This is a genomic window from Paracoccus nototheniae, assembly GCF_004335005.1.
GTDB lineage: Bacteria > Pseudomonadota > Alphaproteobacteria > Rhodobacterales > Rhodobacteraceae > Paracoccus > Paracoccus nototheniae.
In genome coordinates, this window is sequence record NZ_RQRT01000123.1 from 2,501 (window position 1) to 5,921 (window position 3,421).

General features: G+C 55.2%; 1 tRNA gene and 2 rRNA genes (1 of these 3 only partly in view). All 3 read left to right on the forward strand.

What is annotated here, in order from left to right:
- Window positions 1-2,752, forward strand: a 23S ribosomal RNA gene (locus tag EG885_RS21525); it begins 118 nt to the left of the window's first position.
- 117 nt (window positions 2,753-2,869) lie between these two features.
- A 5S ribosomal RNA gene (gene rrf, locus EG885_RS21530) occupies window positions 2,870-2,984 on the forward strand.
- A 58-nt stretch (window positions 2,985-3,042) separates the two neighbouring features.
- Window positions 3,043-3,119: transfer RNA gene (locus tag EG885_RS21535), tRNA-Met, on the forward strand.
- The last annotated feature ends 302 nt before the right edge of the window (window positions 3,120-3,421 follow it).

Consider the following 3,421-nt stretch of genomic DNA (forward strand, 5'->3'; position numbering starts at 1 on the left):
ATGGGGAAACCCACCTGAATGTTTGTTGTTGTTGCCTTTCGGGGCAATCAACAATGGGCATAACCAGGTATCTTTTACCTGAATACATAGGGTTTAAGAAGCGAACCCGGGGAACTGAAACATCTAAGTACCCGGAGGAAAGGACATCAATAGAGACTCCGCTAGTAGTGGCGAGCGAACGCGGATCAGCCGAGCCTTGAGAGTGACAAGAACATGTTGGAAAGCATGGCCATAGCGGGTGACAGCCCCGTATTGGAAGCTCAATGGGACGTATCAAGTAGGGCGGGACACGTGAAATCCTGTCTGAAGATCGGGGGACCACCCTCGAAGGCTAAGTACTCCTTACTGACCGATAGCGAACCAGTACCGTGAGGGAAAGGTGAAAAGCACCCCGACGAGGGGAGTGAAACAGTTTCTGAAACCGGACGCCTACAAGCAGTCGGAGCCCCCTTGAGGGGTGACGGCGTACCTTTTGTATAATGGGTCAACGACTTGGTCTGTCTAGCAAGCTTAAGCCGGTAGGTGTAGGCGCAGCGAAAGCGAGTCTTAAATGGGCGACTTAGTTAGACGGATCAGACCCGAAACCAAGTGATCTAGGCATGAGCAGGATGAAGGTACGGTAACACGTACTGGAGGTCCGAACCCACACCTGTTGAAAAAGGTCGGGATGACTTGTGCCTAGGGGTGAAAGGCCAATCAAACTTGGAGATAGCTGGTTCTCCGCGAAAGCTATTTAGGTAGCGCCTCGGACGTATTCCTTGGGGGGTAGAGCACTGCATGGATGATGGGGGCCCACAGCCTTACTGAGTCTAAGCAAACTCCGAATACCCAAGAGAACTATCCGGGAGACACACGGCGGGTGCTAACGTCCGTCGTGGAGAGGGAAACAACCCTGACCAACAGCTAAGGCCCCCAATTCGTGGCTAAGTGGGAAAGCATGTGAGACTTCCAAAACAACCAGGAGGTTGGCTTAGAAGCAGCCATCCTTTAAAGATAGCGTAACAGCTCACTGGTCTAATCAAGAGGTCTTGCGGCGAAGATGTAACGGGGCTCAAGCCACGAGCCGAAGCTTTGGATGCATCCTTCGGGATGCGTGGTAGCGGAGCGTTCTGTGATATAGAACGCTGCCTCTTTTGTATTCGGCGTCCATAGTCACCCGCAAGGATGACGGACAAAAGATATAACGGAGGCAATGTTCTGACTGTGAAGCCGGGCCGTGAGGCAACCGGTGGAGTGATCAGAAGTGAGAATGTTGACATGAGTAGCGACAAACAGGGTGAGAGACCCTGTCGCCGAAAGTCCAAGGGTTCCTGCTTAAAGCTAATCTGAGCAGGGTAAGCCGGCCCCTAAGGCGAGGCCGAAAGGCGTAGTCGATGGGAACCAGGTTAATATTCCTGGGCCAGGAGATGGTGACGGATCCCGAGGGTAGTTCGATCTTAACGGATTGATCGGGCTGCTTAGGGGTTCCTGGAAATAGCCCTCCACAAGACCGTACCCTAAACCGACACAGGTGGACTGGTAGAGAATACCAAGGCGCTTGAGAGAACCACATTTAAGGAACTCGGCAAAATACCTCCGTAAGTTCGCGAGAAGGAGGCCCGGTTTTTACGCAAGTGAAGGCCGGGGGCACAAACCAGGGGGTGGCGACTGTTTACTAAAAACACAGGGCTCTGCGAAGCCGTAAGGCGACGTATAGGGTCTGACGCCTGCCCGGTGCCGGAAGGTTAAAAGGAGATGTGCAAGCATTGAATTGAAGCCCCGGTAAACGGCGGCCGTAACTATAACGGTCCTAAGGTAGCGAAATTCCTTGTCGGGTAAGTTCCGACCTGCACGAATGGCGTAACGACTTCCCCGCTGTCTCAAATGTGGACTCAGCGAAATTGAATTGTCTGTGAAGATGCAGACTTCCCGCGGTTAGACGGAAAGACCCCATGCACCTTTACTACAACTTCGCACTGGCATCAGGATTGCGATGTGCAGGATAGGCGGTAGGCTTTGAAGCGGGGACGCTAGTCCTCGTGGAGCCATCCTTGAGATACCGCCCTTCGCACTCTTGATGTCTAACCGCGGCCCGTTATCCGGGTCCGGGACCCTGCGTGGTGGGTAGTTTGACTGGGGCGGTCGCCTCCCAAACAGTAACGGAGGCGCGCGAAGGTTGGCTCAGACCGGTCGGAAATCGGTCGTTGAGTGCAATGGCAGAAGCCAGCCTGACTGCAAGACTGACAAGTCGAGCAGAGACGAAAGTCGGCCATAGTGATCCGGTGGTCCCGAGTGGAAGGGCCATCGCTCAACGGATAAAAGGTACGCTGGGGATAACAGGCTGATGATGCCCAAGAGTCCATATCGACGGCATCGTTTGGCACCTCGATGTCGGCTCATCTCATCCTGGGGCTGGAGCAGGTCCCAAGGGTATGGCTGTTCGCCATTTAAAGAGGTACGTGAGCTGGGTTTAGAACGTCGTGAGACAGTTCGGTCCCTATCTGCCGTGGGTGTTGGAGACTTGAGAGGAGCTGCCCCTAGTACGAGAGGACCGGGGTGGACGGACCACTGGTGGACCTGTTGTCGTGCCAACGGCAGTGCAGGGTAGCTATGTCCGGACAGGATAAACGCTGAAGGCATCTAAGCGTGAAGCCCCCCTCAAAACAAGGTCTCCCTTGAGAGCCGTGGAAGACCACCACGTCGATAGGCCGGAGATGTAAGTGCAGCAATGCATTCAGTTGACCGGTACTAATGGCTCGATAGGCTTGATTTGATCCGGTAGAAGCAAGATCGGCGCCGTCAAAAGACGACGCAAATCACTTCTCCAAAAGGCATCCTTGGACAACTTCGTTCTGCGAAAGCAGAATGACGCTGAGCGTTTCTTTCCTGGTCTGGTGGCCCTAGCGCGAGCAAAACACCCGATCCCATCCCGAACTCGGCCGTTAAGTGCCGCTGCGCCGATGGTACTGCGTCTTAAGGCGTGGGAGAGTAGGTCACCGCCAGACCTGGTAAGAAACGCATTATCTCTCCGATCGACATAGACAACCAACAGGACAAAAATGGCGCGGGGTAGAGCAGCCCGGTAGCTCGTCAGGCTCATAACCTGAAGGTCATAGGTTCAAATCCTATCCCCGCAACCATCGTTACAGACTCAGACGATACATCAGCCCCGGCCAATCGCCGGGGCTTTCGCATGCGTGCTCCACGCCGACCTGTCGCACCGCCCGCGATCTGGCCGCCCGACGCCAGACCCAAAATCCCCGCCAGCTCACCCACCAGTTCGATCCGATGGCCATCCGGTGCGCTCAGATCCGCCGTCATCCGCATCTCGCTGATCAATCACCGCAGCAGCCGTCGTCGCCTCCCGCTTCGTCGACGGCTGCTGCAGCGCCTCCGCCAGACCCTCAATCTGCGTCCGATAACGCTCCCAGAGCGACGGGTG